Genomic DNA, 14,131 nt, shown 5'->3' on the forward strand with positions numbered 1-14,131 from the left:
ATAAGTCCTGATCACGATGGCCCTACTGCAGATCGCCGAACCCGGCCAAAGTCCTCAACCGCACCAGCGTCGTCTGGCTGTGGGGATCGACTTGGGCACTACCAATTCGCTGGTCGCTGCGTTGCGCAGTGGTCTTTCCGAGCCTCTGGCCGACGCGCAAGGGCAGGTCATCCTGCCGTCTGCCGTGCGCTATCACGCCGATCGCGTCGAAGTTGGCGAGTCGGCCAAACTGGCCGCCGCGTCCGATCCTTTGAACACTGTGCTGTCGGTCAAGCGCTTGATGGGTCGTGGTCTGTCCGACGTCAAGCAATTGGGCGATCAGCTGCCGTACCGTTTTGTCGATGGCGAGTCGCACATGCCGTTCATCGACACGGTGCAAGGCCCGAAAAGCCCGGTCGAAGTCTCCGCCGATATCCTCAAAGTGCTGCGTCAGCGCGCTGAAGCGACTTTGGGTGGCGAATTGGTTGGTGCGGTGATTACCGTTCCGGCCTATTTCGACGATGCTCAGCGTCAAGCCACCAAGGATGCGGCCAAGCTGGCCGGATTGAACGTGCTGCGTTTGCTCAATGAGCCAACCGCCGCCGCGGTCGCTTACGGTCTGGATCAGCACGCCGAAGGCCTGGTCGCGATTTATGACCTGGGCGGCGGCACCTTCGATATTTCGATTTTGCGCCTGACTGGCGGTGTGTTCGAAGTGCTGGCTACCGGCGGCGACAGCGCCCTGGGTGGCGATGACTTCGATCACGCGATCGCTGGCTGGATTATCGAGAGCGCCGGTCTGTCGGCCGACCTCGATCCGGGTACGCAACGTAATCTGCTGCAAACCGCGTGTGCGGCCAAAGAAGCCCTGACCCATTGCTCGTCCGTCGAAGTTGCTTATGGCGACTGGAAGGCCGAGTTGACCCGTGAAGCCTTCAATACGCTGATCGAGCCGATGGTTGCTCGCAGTCTGAAAGCCTGCCGCCGCGCTGTGCGTGATTCCGGTATCGAGTTGGAAGACGTACACGCTGTGGTCATGGTCGGTGGCTCGACGCGCGTGCCTCGCGTCCGCGAAGCTGTTGCGCACGCCTTCGGTCGCGAGCCGCTGACCGAAATCGATCCGGATCAAGTGGTGGCCATCGGTGCCGCGATCCAGGCCGATACCCTGGCTGGCAACAAGCGTGACGGCGGCGAACTGTTATTGCTCGACGTGATCCCGTTATCCCTGGGGCTGGAAACCATGGGCGGTCTGATGGAGAAGGTGATTCCGCGCAACACCACCATTCCCGTCGCCCGGGCCCAGGACTTCACTACTTATAAAGATGGCCAGTCGGCCATGGCGATCCACGTCTTGCAGGGCGAGCGTGAGTTGATCAGCGACTGCCGCTCCCTGGCGCGCTTCGAATTGCGCGGTATTCCAGCGATGGTGGCCGGTGCGGCGAAGATTCGCGTGACCTTCCAGGTCGACGCCGACGGTCTGCTCAGTGTCTCGGCCCGCGAATTGGGTTCGGGCGTCGAAGCCAGTATTCAGGTCAAACCGTCCTACGGCCTGACCGACGGCGAAATCGCCAAAATGCTCAAGGATTCGTTCCAGCACGCCAACGACGACAAAGTCGCCCGTGTATTGCGCGAGCAGCAGGTCGATGCCCAGCGCCTGATCGAGGCGGTGCAGGGCGCTCTGGAGGTTGACGGCGAACGCCTGCTTGACGCCGAAGAGCGCATGGTCATCGAATTGCAGATGCAGGAACTGACCGAATTGATGAAAGGCACCGATGGTTACGCCATCGAGCAGCAGACCAAGCGTCTGTCGCAAGTGACCGATGCCTTTGCTGCCCGCCGCCTGGATTCGACGGTGAAAGCCGCTCTGGCGGGGCGCAACCTGAATGAAATCGAGGATAACTGATGCCGCAGGTCATTTTTCTGCCACACGAGAAGTTTTGTCCGGAAGGCATGGTTGTAGAGGCTGAGCCCGGTATCTCTATTCTCGAACTGGCCCATGAACACCATATCGAGATGGAAAGCGCCTGTGGCGGCGTCTGCGCCTGCACAACCTGCCATTGCATCATTCGCGAAGGTTTTGATTCGCTGGAAGAGGCGGATGAGCTGGAAGAAGATTTTCTTGATCGGGCCTGGGGTCTGGAAGCGCAATCGCGTCTAGCCTGTCAGGCGATCGTCGGGACTGAAGACCTGACCGTCGAGATTCCGAAATACTCGCTCAACCATGCAGCCGAAGCGCCGCACTGATTCAAGGAACTGAAATGAGTCTGAAATGGGTTGATGTGCTTGAAATCGCGATCCAGTTGGCTGAAACCAAGCCAGATGTGGATCCGCGTTACGTGAACTTCGTCGATCTGCACAAATGGGTGCTGGCATTGCCGGAGTTCAGTGATGATCCGACCCGCGGTGGCGAGAAGGTGCTTGAAGCCATTCAGGCCGCCTGGATCGAAGAAGCAGACTGATCTCTGCACCGTACGCAGTTAGGCAATACCAAAGAACCCGCGTATAATTCGCGGGTTTAATTTTTCGCAAATTACCGTTTCTGGAGTTACACCATGGCTGTTCAACGTACTTTCTCCATCATCAAGCCTGACGCTGTTGCAAAAAACGTTATCGGCGAGATCACCACTCGTTTCGAAAAAGCGGGCCTGCGCATCGTAGCTTCGAAACTGAAGCAACTGTCCAAAGCCGAAGCTGAAGGCTTCTACGCTGAGCACAGCGCTCGTGGTTTCTTCAACGACCTGGTTGCTTTCATGATCTCCGGTCCGGTTGTCGTTCAGGTTCTGGAAGGCGAAAACGCTATCGCTCTGAACCGTGAGCTGATGGGCGCTACCAACCCTAAAGAAGCTGCTGCCGGCACCATCCGCGCTGACTTCGCTGATTCCATCGACGCCAACGCTGTACACGGTTCGGACTCCGAAGCCGCTGCTGCTCGCGAAATCTCGTACTTCTTCGCAGCTACTGAAGTAACCACTCGCTAAGCATTGGCTTAAGAGTGAAGGTGAATCCATGACTACATCGACTGTAAAAACCAACCTGCTGGGTCTGACTCAACAGGAAATGGAAAAATTCTTCGACTCAATCGGGGAGAAGCGTTTCCGTGCCGGTCAGGTAATGAAATGGATTCACCACCTTGGCGTTGATGATTTCGATGCCATGACGAACGTCAGCAAGGCTTTGCGCGACAAGCTCAAGGCCATTGCTGAAGTCCGCGGTCCTGAAGTGGTCAGCGAGGACATTTCCACCGATGGCACCCGTAAGTGGGTGGTGCGTGTGGCGTCCGGTAGCTGCGTCGAGACCGTGTACATCCCCCAGGGCAAACGCGGCACTTTGTGCGTTTCGTCCCAGGCAGGCTGTGCCCTGGATTGCAGTTTCTGCTCCACCGGCAAGCAAGGTTTCAATAGCAACCTCACCGCCGCCGAAGTGATCGGCCAGGTGTGGATTGCCAATAAATCGTTCGGCAGCATCCCGGCGACCGCCGACCGTGCCATCACCAACGTGGTGATGATGGGCATGGGTGAGCCGCTGTTGAACTTCGACAACGTCGTAGCCGCCATGCATCTGATGATGGATGACCTGGGCTATGGGATCTCCAAGCGCCGCGTAACCCTGTCCACTTCGGGCGTGGTGCCGATGATCGATGAGCTGTCCAAGCACATCGACGTGTCCCTGGCGTTGTCGCTGCACGCACCAAACGACGCATTGCGTAACCAATTGGTGCCGATCAACAAGAAATATCCGCTTAAGATGCTGCTCGAGTCGTGCCAGCGCTACATGTCGTCCCTGGGCGAAAAGCGCGTGCTGACCATCGAGTACACCTTGCTCAAGGACATCAACGACAAGGTTGAACATGCCGTTGAGATGATCGAGTTGCTCAAGAACATTCCGTGCAAGATCAACCTGATTCCGTTCAACCCGTTCCCGCATTCCGGTTACGAGCGCCCGAGCAACAACGCGATTCGCCGGTTCCAGGATCAGCTTCACCATGCAGGCTTCAACGTCACCGTACGCACCACCCGCGGTGAAGACATCGATGCCGCGTGTGGCCAATTGGTAGGGCAGGTGCTGGATCGCACCCGTCGCAGCGAACGTTATATCGCCGTGCGCGAGTTGAGCGCCGAAAACGATATCGCCACAAACGCCGCGAACAATAATTAAGAGAGGATCTCTATGTCCCTGCGCTTCGCGCTGCTTGTGCTGTTGGCCAGCCTCTGTGCTGGTTGTGTCCTGTCGGGCGATTTCAACCCGATGAAGACCAGCAAGGGCCGTGATGAAGCGCGTGCCGCCTACGTGCAGCTGGGCCTGGGGTATCTGCAGCAGGGCATGACCGAGCGCGCCAAAGTCCCGTTGAAGAAGGCTTTGGACCTGGATAGCTCGGATCCTGACGCCAACGCGGCTCTGGGGCTGGTGTTCCAGGCCGAGATGGAGCCGGAACTGGCCGATCAGCATTTTCGCAAGGCGCTGTCTTCTCGCCCCGCCGATGCACGAATCCTGAATAACTACGGCAGTTTTCTTTTCGAAGAGAAACGTTACAAAGAGGCGTACGAACGCTTCGAACAGGCCGCCGCCGATACCCTGTATCCTGAGCGTTCGCGGGTTTTCGAAAACCTGGGTATGACCGCTTCAAAGCTTGGCCAGCGTGATCTGGCCCGTCAGCAACTGGAAAAAGCCCTGCGTTTGAACCGCCAACAGCCACGAGCATTGCTGGAAATGGCTGAGTTGTCTTACGAAGACAGGCATTATGTGCCCGCGCGTGACTATTACGACCGTTTTAGCCTGCTCACCGAACAAAATGCACGTAGTCTATTGCTCGGCGTTCGGCTGGCAAAAGTGTTCGAAGATCGCGACAAGGCCGCCAGTTTTGGCCTGCAATTAAAACGACTCTATCCCGGTACGCCGGAATATCAGCAATACCTGTCGGAGCAATGATGAAAGCGGCGCATCCCGAAGTTGTAGCAGCGAATCGCGTTAACCCCGGTGAGACTTTGCGCCAGGCTCGCGAAAGCAATGGCTGGTCGCTGGCCGAAGTGGCCCTCAAGCTCAACCTCACCGTCAATTCCCTGAGCAATCTGGAAGCCGGCGCTTTCGACAAGCTGCCAGGGCACACCTTTGCCCGTGGCTATATTCGCACATATGCCAAATTGCTCGGCATGGACCAGGCCATTCTGGTCCAACAGTTCGACCAATCCACCGGCACCGACTCCCAGGGCAGCAACGTCCACAGCCTGGGGCGTATCGAAGAGCCGGTTCGGGTTTCTCACACCATTTTGCGAATTGTCAGCCTGCTGTTACTGCTCGCGGTGATTGGCGGTGGTTTTGTCTGGTGGCAGGATCAAACCTCATTGCGCACCAAGGACTTGATCGGCCTGGCTCCGGAACACGTTGAAGTCGAAGGCGCCGACGGCACCACCCAGATCCATCCACTGGACGAGCCGGAAGACCAGGCTGTTGCTCAAGGCCAGGCTGAAGGTGCAACGCCTCTTGCGCTGCCTCAGGCCGAGACTTCGACCGAGGAACCAGTCAGTGCCGAAACGAGCGCACCGGTTCCAGCACCAGCGGCTCCAGCAGTAACGCCCGCGGCTGCGGCCCACAGCACTGTTCCGGTTGTCGCGACACCGGCGACGCCTGCCCCGGCTGTTCCCGCTGTACCTGCACCCGTTATTACTGCTCCGATTGCTCCGACCGCTCCAGCTCCAGCTCCGGTGGCCGGCCAAGGCCAGGTTCAACTGCAATTCACCGCCGATTGCTGGACGCAAGTGACCGATGGCGCGGGCAAGGTGCTGTTAAGCGGTCTAAAGCGTAAAGGCGAAAATGTTACTGTCAGCGGCAAACCGCCATTTTCCGTGCGTCTGGGCTTCGCCCGTGGCGCGCAGGTCAGCTACAACGGACAGGTGGTTGATGTCGCTCCGTTCACCAGTGGCGAGACTGCTCGCCTGAAGTTGGGTCAATAAGTCATGCACGGCGAATCTCCAATCAAACGTCGCGAATCCCGCAAGATCTGGGTCGGTAACGTGCCCGTGGGCGGCGATGCACCTATCGCTGTGCAGAGCATGACCAACAGCGACACCAATGACGTGGCCGCCACCGTGGCCCAGATCAATCGTCTGGAAGCCGCTGGCGTCGATATCGTGCGGGTTTCCGTGCCGGACATGGATGCCGCCGAAGCCTTCGGCAAGATCAAGCAACTGGTCAAAGTGCCGTTGGTGGCCGACATCCACTTCGACTACAAAATCGCATTGCGCGTAGCCGAACTGGGCGTCGATTGCCTGCGGATCAACCCGGGCAACATCGGTCGCGAAGACCGCGTGCGTGCGGTGGTCGATGCTGCCCGTGATCGCGGGATTCCAATCCGCATCGGCGTCAACGCCGGCTCCCTGGAAAAAGACCTGCAAAAGAAATACGGCGAGCCGACCCCCGCTGCGCTGGTCGAGTCCGCCTTGCGTCACGTTGAACACCTCGAGCGCCTGAATTTCCAGGACTTCAAGGTCAGCGTGAAAGCCTCCGACGTGTTCATGGCTGTCGCCGCCTACCGCTTGCTGGCCAAGGAAATCGTCCAGCCGCTGCACTTGGGCATCACCGAAGCGGGTGGTTTGCGCTCAGGCACAGTGAAATCCGCCGTGGGCCTCGGTATGCTGCTCGCCGAAGGGATTGGCGATACTATTCGTATCTCGTTGGCGGCCGATCCGGTCGAGGAAGTGAAAGTCGGCTACGACATTCTCAAATCCCTGCACCTGCGTTCCCGTGGCATCAACTTCATCGCCTGCCCGAGCTGCTCGCGGCAGAATTTCGATGTGGTCAAAACCATGAACGAGCTGGAAGGGCGCCTTGAAGACCTGCTGGTGCCGCTGGATGTCGCGGTGATCGGTTGCGTGGTCAACGGGCCGGGCGAAGCCAAGGAAGCCCATATCGGCTTGACCGGCGGCACGCCAAACCTGATTTACATCGACGGCAAGCCGGCGCAGAAACTGACGAATGACAATCTGGTGGATGAGCTTGAACGCTTGATCCGTCAGAAAGCGGCCGAAAAGGTCGAGGCCGACGCAGCTGTAATCGCTCGCGGCTGACCCTGACTAAAGCGCCGAATGAATTTAAGGATTTAAAGTGAGCAAGTCTCTGCAAGCCATACGTGGCATGAACGACATCCTGCCCGAACAGACTCCCCTGTGGCGTCATTTCGAGGGCACTGTTTCGCGTCTGCTGGATAACTACGGTTACAAGCAGATTCGCATGCCGATCGTCGAGTTCACCGAGCTGTTCAAACGCTCCATCGGTGAAGTGACCGACATCGTCGAAAAAGAGATGTACACCTTCGACGACCGCAACGGCGATTCCCTGACCCTGCGCCCTGAGGGCACAGCGGCCTGCGTGCGTGCGGTGCTCGAGCACGGCATCACCGGCGGCGGCCAGGTGCAGAAACTCTGGTACATCGGCCCGATGTTCCGTCACGAACGTCCACAGAAAGGTCGTTATCGCCAGTTCCACCAGATCGGTTGCGAAGTCTTCAACCTCGACGGTCCGGACATCGACGCCGAGCTGATCGTGCTGACCTGGCGCCTGTGGGGCGAACTGGGTATCCGCGATGCGGTCAAGCTCGAACTCAACAGCCTGGGCACCAGCGAGTCCCGTGGTCGTTATCGTGAAGCACTGGTCGAATACCTGTCCGCTCGCCTGGATCAACTGGACGAAGACAGCCAGCGCCGTCTGAAGACCAACCCGCTGCGGGTTCTGGATACCAAGAACCCCGACACTCAAGCGGCGTTGGCCGACGCGCCAAAAATGGCCGACTACCTCGACGAAGAATCCCGCGTGCACTTCGAGGGCCTCAAGGCTCGTCTGGACGCCGCCGGCATTCCTTATGTGATCAACCCGAAGCTGGTTCGCGGGCTGGATTACTACAGCAAGACTGTTTTCGAATGGGTCACCGACAAGTTAGGCGCCCAGGGCACCGTATGTGCCGGTGGTCGTTACGACGGTCTGGTGGAGCAGATGGGCGGCAAGCCGACCACGGGCGTGGGTTTCGCCATGGGCATCGAGCGTCTGGTGCTGCTGCTTGAAACCCTGGAGCAGATTCCTGAAGAGATTTCCCGTCAGGTTGATGTCTACCTCTGCGCCTTCGGTGAGGCCGCCGAGCTGGCCGGTCTGGTCCTTAGCGAACGTGTTCGTGATCAATTGCCCAACCTGCGCCTGCAAGTCAATGCCGGCGCCGGCAGCTTCAAAAGCCAGTTCAAGAAAGCCGACAAGAGCGGTGCGCTGTACGCATTGATTCTCGGTGACGACGAAATGGCCCAGCAAGTGGTAGGTTTCAAACCCCTGCGTGGCCAGGGTGAACAACAAAGCATTGCCTGGGATGCGCTTGCTGCACACCTGGCCACCTGCGTCGTGCAGGGTTGAAGCTGTCAAACAGCCGATTTAGCGATTAAGGAGTATTGGGGTGTCGAGTACCGAAGACGAACATCTGGCGGAGTTGAAGGACTGGTGGACACGCAATGGCAAGCCCCTGGTCACTGGCGGCCTGTTGGCGCTGGTCATCGTGTTCGGCTGGCAGGCCTTTCAGAAGTATCAGAGCAATCAGTCGCAAGGCGCCTCGATTCTCTATCAGCAATTGCTCGAAACCACGCTGACGCCTGACGGCAAGCCTGATGCTGCCCGTGTTTCGGACCTGGCTGGCAAGCTCAACAGCGAGTTCGGCGGCACCGCTTACGCGCAATACGGCAGCCTGTTCGTGGCGAAAGTCGCAGTCGATAGCGCCAAGCTGGACGACGCAGCCAGCGAGCTGAAAGCCATTGTCGCCAAACCGGCCAATCCGGCACTCGGCGAAATCGCCCGTCAGCGCCTGGCGCAGGTGCTGGCCGCGCAGAACAAGGTCGATGAAGCCCTGAAACTGCTCGAAGGCGATGCCGACAAAGCCTTCCTGGCCACTCGCGAAGAACTCAAAGGCGACCTGCTGGTGCAGCTGGGCCGTACCGACGAAGCGAACGCGGCGTATCAAAAAGCCAAGGCGGCACTGTCGGATGAAGCGGCGGTCGGTGGCCTACAAATCAAGCTGGACGACCTGGCCAAAGGGGATGCGTGACGTGATCCGTTGGAAACATGCAGCATTGCTGGCTCTGGCCATATTGGCCGCGGGTTGCAGCAGCAATAGCAAAAAAGAATTGCCACCGGCCGAGTTGACCGACTTCAAAGAAGAAGTGGTTCTGCAAAAGCAGTGGAGTCGTTCGATCGGTGACGGTCAGGGCGAAACCTACAACATGCTGGTTCCGGCGATCGATGGCGATACCATCTATGCCGCCGACGTCACCGGTGTGGTGATGGCGATGGATCGCAGCAATGGCGACGTCAAATGGAAGAAAGATCTTGAACTGCCTGTCTCCGGCGCCGTTGGCGTGGGTTATGGTCTGGTCATGATCGGCACGATCAAGGGTGAAATCGTTGCCCTGGACGCCAGTAGCGGTGAAGAGAAATGGCGCGCTCGCGTGACCAGTGAAGTGCTTGCGCCGCCGGCCACCAACGGTGACGTTGTTGTGGTTCAGACTCAGGATGACCGTCTGATCGGTCTGGATGCCGCTACTGGCAACCAGCGCTGGTTGTATGACAGCACGCCAGCGGTTCTGACCCTGCGCGGCACCAGCGCACCGATCGTCACCAACCGCCTCGCGGTGGCTGGCCTGTCGACTGGTAAAGTAGTCGCTCTGGATGTTTCCAACGGTGTGCCGGTATGGGAACAACGCGTAGCGATTCCACAAGGTCGTTCGGAGCTCGAGCGTGTGGTCGATATCGACGGTGGCTTGCTGCTGTCCGGCGGTACGCTGTATGTCGCCAGCTATCAGGGTCGCGTCGCGGCACTGGACCTGGAAAGCGGTCGTCAGCTCTGGCAGCGTGATGCTTCCAGCTATGCCGGCGTTGCTCAGGGTTTTGGCAGCGTCTACGTGAGCCTGTCTGCAGGCACCGTTGAAGGCGTCGACGAACGTTCTACCACTGCTTTGTGGAGCAACGATTCGCTGGCCCGCCGTCAACTGTCGGCACCGGAAGTGTTCTCCAGTTATGTTGCAGTCGGTGACATGGAAGGTTACTTGCACCTGTTGAGTCAGGTGGACGGTCGTTTCGTCGGCCGCGAGCGCATCGACAGCGACGGCCTGCGTGCCCGTCCGCTGGTGGTGGGTGACACGATTTATCTGTATGGCAACAGTGGCAAACTGGAAGCCCTGACCATTAAGTAAAGACTATGCTTGGGGTTTAATCCCCAAGCGGCTTCACCTATATGTAGGAGCGAGCTTGCTCGCGAAGGTCGTCAACGATGACGCGTACAGCCTGAATAAATGCGGTGCTGTTACGTTCTTCGCGAGCAAGCTCGCTCCTACACGAGCACCAGCCGCTGCCTCGCAGCGGCTTTTGTATTTTCTGAAATAACGAAGTGGAGAGCCGCATGGTTCCCGTAATCGCCCTGGTGGGCCGACCGAACGTCGGCAAGTCCACCTTGTTCAACCGCCTGACCAGGACTCGCGACGCCATCGTCGGCGACTTGTCCGGTCTGACCCGTGATCGCCAGTACGGTGAGGCCAAGTGGCAAGGGCGTTCCTACATTCTGGTCGACACCGGCGGTATCTCCGGTGACGAGCACGGTATGGACGAAAAAATGGCTGAGCAGTCGCTGCTGGCCATTGAAGAAGCGGATGTCGTTCTGTTCCTGGTAGATGCCAAGGCCGGTTTCACCGCCGCCGACCAGATGATCGCCGAGCACTTGCGCAAGCGTAACAAGCGTTCTTATGTGGTCGCCAACAAGGTCGACAACATCGACCCTGAAATGGCCCGCGCTGAATTCGCTCCGTTGGGCATGGGCCACGCGATTCCGATCGCTGGTGCTCATGGTCGTGGCATCACCCAGATGCTGGAAATCGCCCTGAGCGATTTCCCGAAAGACGAAGAAGAAGCAGAAGAAGGCGAAGAAGAGATCGTTGCCGAAGGCGAGGAAGCCAAGCGCATTCCTGGCCCGAGTGAAAAAGACGGTATCAAGATCGCCATCATCGGTCGTCCGAACGTCGGCAAGTCGACGCTGGTCAACCGCATGCTTGGTGAAGACCGAGTCATCGTTTATGACCAGCCCGGCACTACCCGCGACAGTATCTACATCCCGTTTGAGCGTAACGACGAGAAGTACACGCTGATCGACACCGCTGGTGTGCGCAAGCGCGGCAAGATCCACGAAGAAGTCGAAAAGTTCTCCGTGGTCAAAACCCTGCAGGCGATCAAAGACGCCAACGTAGTGATCTTCGTGATGGATGCCCGCGAAGGCGTGGTGGACCACGATCTCAACCTGCTGGGCTTCGCCATTGAATCGGGTCGTGCGCTGGTCATCGCGATCAACAAGTGGGACGGCATGACGCCGAGCGAGCGCGACTTCGTGAAGGTTGAGCTGCAACGTCGACTGTTCTTCGTTGACTACGCCGACATCCACTTTATCTCGGCCTTGCACGGCACTGGCGTGGGCAACCTCTACGCGTCGGTACAGAACTCGTTCAAGTCCGCGGTCACCCGCTGGCCGACCAACCGCCTGACCCAGATTCTGGAAGATGCGGTCGGCGAGCACGCGCCACCGATGGTCAACAACCGCCGGATCAAGCTGCGTTATGCCCACTTGGGTGGCGCGAACCCGCCGATCATCGTGATTCACGGTAACCAGATCGAGAAGGTGCCGAAGTCTTACGTCCGTTACCTGGAAAACACTTACCGTCGTGTGCTCAAGCTGGTCGGTACGCCGATCCGCATCGAGTTCAAGGGCGGCGAGAACCCGTACGAAGGCAACAAGAACACGCTCACCGACCGTCAGGTCAACAAGAAGCGTCGTTTGATGTCGCACCACAAGAAAGCCGACAAGAAGCGTCGCGACAAGCGCTGATTCACGGCTGCCGCTGATCGTTCCCACGCTCCCGCGTGGGAATGCATCCCGTGACGCTCCGCGTCACATCGGCGGTGGACGCGGAGCGTCCATGGCGGCATTCCCACGCAGAGCGTGGGAACGATCAAAATAGAGAAGGGCGCCGGTTGGCGCCCTTTTTTTATGGGCGCCGTTTGGGCTATTCTCGAGCTCTCCCGTGCCGTCGTAGAGCCGGGTGTAGAGCCAGGGAATCACCGATGATCACCAGTAAGCTGCCGAATGTCGGCATCACTATCTTCACGCAGATGTCTCAGCTCGCGGCGCAAACCGGGGCGATCAATTTGTCCCAGGGGTTTCCCGATTTCGACGGCCCGCAGGCCCTGCGTGATGCGGTCGCTCGGCATATCGCCAGTGGCCACAACCAGTATTCGCCGATGACCGGCCTGCCGGTGTTGCGTCAGCAGATCGCGGCGAAGATTGCTCGCAGCTACGGCGCCCATGTCGATGCCGACAGTGAAGTGACGGTCACCCCCGGCGCGACTCAGGCGATCTTCTGCGCCATTCAGGCGGTGATCCACAGCGGCGATGAAGTGATCGTGTTCGATCCCGCCTACGACAGTTATGAACCTTCGGTGGAGCTGGCGGGTGGCCGTTGCGTGCATGTGCAACTGGGCCTCGGCGATTTCAGCATCGACTTCCAGAAACTTAATGAAGCCATTACACCGCACACGCGGATGATTATCCTTAATACCCCGCATAACCCAAGCGGTGCATTGATCAGTCGTGCCGAGCTGGATCAACTGGCAGCGTTGATCCGTGACCGCGACATTTATGTGATCAGCGACGAGGTCTACGAACACCTGGTGTTCGATGGCGTGCCTCACGTCAGCGTATTGGCTCACGAAGAGCTCTATCAACGCGCATTTGTGGTCAGTTCGTTCGGCAAGACTTATCACGTCACCGGTTGGAAAACCGGTGATGTCGTGGCGCCGCCGGCCCTTACCGCGGAGTTGCGCAAGGTTCACCAGTACGTCAGTTTTTGCGGCGTGACGCCATTGCAATATGCGTTGGCCGATTACATGGCCGAGCACCCGGAACACGTCGAAGAGTTGCCGGGTTTCTATCAGGCCAAGCGCGATCTGTTCTGCGATCTGCTGGCGCCGTCACGCTTCAGTTTCAGCCGCGTGGCGGGTACTTATTTCCAATTGGTCGATTACTCGCAGATTCGCCCGGACCTCAATGACGTCGAGATGGCGCTGTGGATGACCCGCGAACATGGCGTTGCGAGCATCCCGATCTCGGTGTTCTACCAGACTCCACCCGAAGGCCAGCGCCTGGTGCGTCTGTGCTTTGCCAAACGCGAGGAGACCCTGCGTGAAGCAGCGGCAAAACTATGCGTGATCTGAGTGCTCTGCCCAATCTGAATGTCGCGCTGATCCAGACCACCCTGGCCTGGCATGATCGTCAGGCCAATCTGGAGCATTTCGAGCCCTTGCTGGAACAGGCTCGCGGCGCGGACTTGATCATCCTGCCGGAGATGTTCACCACCGGTTTTTCCATGGAATCGGAAACCCTCGCCGAGCCGGAAAATGGCCCCACCAGTAAATGGTTGCGGGTTCAGGCGGCGAAACTGGATGCGGTCATCACCGGCAGCATCATCGTTCAGGTGGCTGACGGCAGTCATCGCAATCGTCTGTTGTGGGCGCGGCCGGACGGGGAGGTGTGGCACTACGACAAGCGTCACCTGTTCCGCATGGCGGGCGAGCACAACCATTTCACCCCGGGCGAGCGTCAGGTGCAGTTCGAGTTGAAGGGCTGGCGAGTGCGGCCGCTGATTTGCTACGACCTGCGATTCCCGGTCTGGAGTCGCGACCCTCAAGACACCGACTTGCTGCTGTACACCGCCAATTGGCCGGGCGCCCGGCGTCAGCACTGGAACCGTTTGCTGCCGGCACGGGGGATCGAAAACCTTTGCTATGTGGCAGCGGTGAACCGCATCGGTACCGATGGCAAAGGCTTTGCGTATACCGGCGACAGTCAGGTGCTGGATTTTCAGGGTGAGACGTTGCTCAGCGCAGGCGATGCCGATGGTGTCTTCAAGGTCGTTCTGGACGCGGCGGAGCTGGCGGCTTATCGCGCACGGTTTCCGGCGAATCTGGATGCGGATACCTTCGAATTCACGTAACCGATCGTTCCCAATGCTCTGCGTGGGAATGCCTCAAGGGACGCTCCGCGTCCAGTGACGCGGAGCGTCACGGGCTGCATTCCCACGCGGAGCGTGGG

Annotated in this window: 14 protein-coding genes; all 14 read left to right on the forward strand. The window is 58.8% G+C overall.

Annotation, left to right across the window (positions count from 1 at the left end; genetic code table 11):
- Positions 1–16: 16 nt before the first annotated feature.
- Positions 17–1,882 (forward strand): Fe-S protein assembly chaperone HscA, encoded by a 1,866-nt coding sequence (gene hscA / locus CKW20_RS01010; protein WP_095051281.1) that lies wholly within the window; start codon positions 17–19, stop codon positions 1,880–1,882.
- Complete coding sequence (gene fdx / locus CKW20_RS01015; RefSeq protein WP_095051282.1) at positions 1,882–2,223, forward strand: ISC system 2Fe-2S type ferredoxin; 342 nt, start codon at positions 1,882–1,884, stop codon at positions 2,221–2,223. The genes hscA and fdx overlap by 1 nt, the downstream gene beginning before the upstream one ends.
- A gap of 14 nt (positions 2,224–2,237) precedes the next feature.
- Complete coding sequence (gene iscX / locus CKW20_RS01020; RefSeq protein WP_050681789.1) at positions 2,238–2,438, forward strand: Fe-S cluster assembly protein IscX; 201 nt, start codon at positions 2,238–2,240, stop codon at positions 2,436–2,438.
- A gap of 93 nt (positions 2,439–2,531) precedes the next feature.
- The gene (ndk, locus tag CKW20_RS01025; RefSeq protein ID WP_095051283.1) at positions 2,532–2,957 is read left to right on the forward strand and encodes a nucleoside-diphosphate kinase; all 426 of its coding nucleotides are present in this window, start codon (positions 2,532–2,534) and stop codon (positions 2,955–2,957) included.
- Between the two features lie 28 nt (positions 2,958–2,985).
- Positions 2,986–4,134 carry a 23S rRNA (adenine(2503)-C(2))-methyltransferase RlmN gene (gene rlmN, locus CKW20_RS01030; protein ID WP_007903600.1) on the forward strand — a complete coding sequence of 383 codons (1,149 nt, stop codon included), beginning with the start codon at positions 2,986–2,988 and terminating at the stop codon, positions 4,132–4,134.
- 12 nt (positions 4,135–4,146) lie between these two features.
- Positions 4,147–4,905 carry a type IV pilus biogenesis/stability protein PilW gene (pilW, locus tag CKW20_RS01035; RefSeq protein ID WP_007903601.1) on the forward strand — a complete coding sequence of 253 codons (759 nt, stop codon included), beginning with the start codon at positions 4,147–4,149 and terminating at the stop codon, positions 4,903–4,905.
- Positions 4,905–5,927 (forward strand): RodZ family helix-turn-helix domain-containing protein, encoded by a 1,023-nt coding sequence (locus tag CKW20_RS01040; protein ID WP_095051284.1) that lies wholly within the window; start codon positions 4,905–4,907, stop codon positions 5,925–5,927. Before pilW ends, CKW20_RS01040 begins: the two co-directional genes overlap by 1 nt.
- Before the next feature lie 3 nt (positions 5,928–5,930).
- Positions 5,931–7,040 (forward strand): flavodoxin-dependent (E)-4-hydroxy-3-methylbut-2-enyl-diphosphate synthase, encoded by a 1,110-nt coding sequence (gene ispG, locus CKW20_RS01045; protein ID WP_008070966.1) that lies wholly within the window; start codon positions 5,931–5,933, stop codon positions 7,038–7,040.
- 37 nt (positions 7,041–7,077) lie between these two features.
- The gene (hisS, locus tag CKW20_RS01050) at positions 7,078–8,367 is read left to right on the forward strand and encodes a histidine--tRNA ligase (RefSeq protein ID WP_038981740.1); all 1,290 of its coding nucleotides are present in this window, start codon (positions 7,078–7,080) and stop codon (positions 8,365–8,367) included.
- Between the two features lie 40 nt (positions 8,368–8,407).
- Positions 8,408–9,049 (forward strand): tetratricopeptide repeat protein, encoded by a 642-nt coding sequence (locus CKW20_RS01055; RefSeq protein ID WP_095051285.1) that lies wholly within the window; start codon positions 8,408–8,410, stop codon positions 9,047–9,049.
- Entirely contained in the window at positions 9,042–10,193 is a 1,152-nt protein-coding gene (bamB, locus tag CKW20_RS01060; RefSeq protein WP_095051286.1) for an outer membrane protein assembly factor BamB, read from the forward strand. The genes CKW20_RS01055 and bamB overlap by 8 nt, the downstream gene beginning before the upstream one ends.
- 206 nt (positions 10,194–10,399) lie before the next feature.
- Positions 10,400–11,869, forward strand: coding sequence for a ribosome biogenesis GTPase Der (gene der, locus CKW20_RS01065; protein ID WP_095051287.1), 1,470 nt, complete (start codon positions 10,400–10,402; stop codon positions 11,867–11,869).
- A gap of 236 nt (positions 11,870–12,105) precedes the next feature.
- Entirely contained in the window at positions 12,106–13,254 is a 1,149-nt protein-coding gene (locus CKW20_RS01070; RefSeq protein ID WP_095051288.1) for a pyridoxal phosphate-dependent aminotransferase, read from the forward strand.
- Positions 13,242–14,033 (forward strand): amidohydrolase, encoded by a 792-nt coding sequence (locus CKW20_RS01075; RefSeq protein ID WP_008014704.1) that lies wholly within the window; start codon positions 13,242–13,244, stop codon positions 14,031–14,033. Before CKW20_RS01070 ends, CKW20_RS01075 begins: the two co-directional genes overlap by 13 nt.
- Positions 14,034–14,131 lie beyond the last annotated feature (98 nt).

Origin of the sequence: Pseudomonas sp. Irchel s3b2, from assembly GCF_900187445.1 — a bacterium.
Classification (GTDB): Bacteria; Pseudomonadota; Gammaproteobacteria; order Pseudomonadales; family Pseudomonadaceae; genus Aquipseudomonas.

Bases quoted from the DNA above. Each gene is read 5' to 3' on its own strand.
- hscA (WP_095051281.1), top strand. From the start codon at position 17: ATGGCCCTACTGCAGATCGCCGAACCCGGCCAAAGTCCTCAACCGCAC.
- fdx (WP_095051282.1), top strand. From the start codon at position 1,882: ATGCCGCAGGTCATTTTTCTGCCACACGAGAAGTTTTGTCCGGAAGGC.
- iscX (WP_050681789.1), top strand. From the start codon at position 2,238: ATGAGTCTGAAATGGGTTGATGTGCTTGAAATCGCGATCCAGTTGGCT.
- ndk (WP_095051283.1), top strand. From the start codon at position 2,532: ATGGCTGTTCAACGTACTTTCTCCATCATCAAGCCTGACGCTGTTGCA.
- rlmN (WP_007903600.1), top strand. From the start codon at position 2,986: ATGACTACATCGACTGTAAAAACCAACCTGCTGGGTCTGACTCAACAG.
- pilW (WP_007903601.1), top strand. From the start codon at position 4,147: ATGTCCCTGCGCTTCGCGCTGCTTGTGCTGTTGGCCAGCCTCTGTGCT.
- CKW20_RS01040 (WP_095051284.1), top strand. From the start codon at position 4,905: ATGAAAGCGGCGCATCCCGAAGTTGTAGCAGCGAATCGCGTTAACCCC.
- ispG (WP_008070966.1), top strand. From the start codon at position 5,931: ATGCACGGCGAATCTCCAATCAAACGTCGCGAATCCCGCAAGATCTGG.
- bamB (WP_095051286.1), top strand. From the start codon at position 9,042: ATGCGTGACGTGATCCGTTGGAAACATGCAGCATTGCTGGCTCTGGCC.
- der (WP_095051287.1), top strand. From the start codon at position 10,400: ATGGTTCCCGTAATCGCCCTGGTGGGCCGACCGAACGTCGGCAAGTCC.
- CKW20_RS01070 (WP_095051288.1), top strand. From the start codon at position 12,106: ATGATCACCAGTAAGCTGCCGAATGTCGGCATCACTATCTTCACGCAG.
- CKW20_RS01075 (WP_008014704.1), top strand. From the start codon at position 13,242: ATGCGTGATCTGAGTGCTCTGCCCAATCTGAATGTCGCGCTGATCCAG.